This is a genomic window from uncultured Photobacterium sp., assembly GCF_947502415.1.
GTDB lineage: Bacteria > Pseudomonadota > Gammaproteobacteria > Enterobacterales > Vibrionaceae > Photobacterium.
In genome coordinates this window covers 1-1,072 of sequence record NZ_CANMZV010000087.1, presented here as the reverse complement: position 1 = coordinate 1,072, position 1,072 = coordinate 1, and the positions used below count along the sequence as shown (strand labels likewise).

Annotated in this window: 1 protein-coding gene; it reads right to left on the bottom strand. The window is 46.3% G+C overall.

Annotated elements, in window-relative coordinates; translation table 11 throughout:
* Positions 1–33: 33 nt before the first annotated feature.
* Complete coding sequence (locus Q0852_RS23635) at positions 34–984, bottom strand: IS30 family transposase (protein ID WP_299022890.1); 951 nt, start codon at positions 982–984, stop codon at positions 34–36.
* Positions 985–1,072 lie beyond the last annotated feature (88 nt).

Genomic DNA, 1,072 nt, shown 5'->3' with positions numbered 1-1,072 from the left:
CTTAGTTTCAACTTTGAAGTGCGACAAAAGTAATTATTGTGCATAGCAGTATCCTGGAGTGTAAAAACCAAGTCTTTTCCTTGGTCGAGTGTTGAGTTTGTGAGCAATCGCATAGCAGTGTTTTTGTGTGACATGTGCCATAGAGCTACCTTTTGGCAGGTACTGTCGAATAAGGCCATTGGTATTTTCATTGGTTCCACGCTCCCATGAGTGGTGTGGGGTAGCAAAGTAAAACAGCACACTGGTCGCTTTCTCAACCTCTTTGTAGCCATGAAATTCAGTCCCATTATCTGCAGTGATAGTCTTGAATTTACTTCGGTGTTTCTTAATAAATTCAATGGTCTTTGAGGTTACTTGGTTTTTTGTTCGGGCCGTTAGTTTGCCAATGAGTGTGTAACCTGTTTTTCGCTCAACCAGCGTCAGTATGCAGTGTTTTTTATCTTTCCCGATAACAGTGTCGATTTCCCAGTGTCCAAGTTCGTCGCGGCTTTCAACCTCCTTCGGGCGTTCAGAGATATGCCGTTTGTCAGCGAGGCGGCCACGGTTGTCGTAGCTTCGGTAGCGTTTACGCCGTTGCTTGGGGGCACACCGTAGGTGTTTGTATAGTGTCCCGCCTTGTTTTTTATCGAGCCAGATGTAGCGGTAAATGGTCTCGTGGCTGATGTTGAGCATGCCCCTGGTACGCAGGTAACCAGAGATTTGCTCTGGGCTCCAGTCGGCTTTGATAAATGCTTCGATGATTTGCATCTGGAACCGAGAGAACTGACTGTTTTTACGAGACTTTGAGCGTCTCCCTCGGGTTCGGAAGCCTGCTTTATGGACCCGGTAATGGTTGTCATTGCATTTATTGCGCTTGACTTCGCGGTATACGGTGCTTCGGTGAACCCCGATGACGTCTGCGATAAATGAGACAGGTTTTCTTCGAAGCCGTAGCTGGGCAATGGTATAGCGCTGTTCATCGGTAAGCTGTTTGTATTGTCTCATACGCGACCTCCAAGATAACAAAATAGAAGGTTGAGGCAGGAGAGTAATATTTCAATAATGGTTGTCGCACTTAGTATATGAATTCGGC

Coding starts and splice junctions, on each gene's coding strand:
- Q0852_RS23635 (WP_299022890.1), bottom strand. CDS start 984: ATGAGACAATACAAACAGCTTACCGATGAACAGCGCTATACCATTGCC.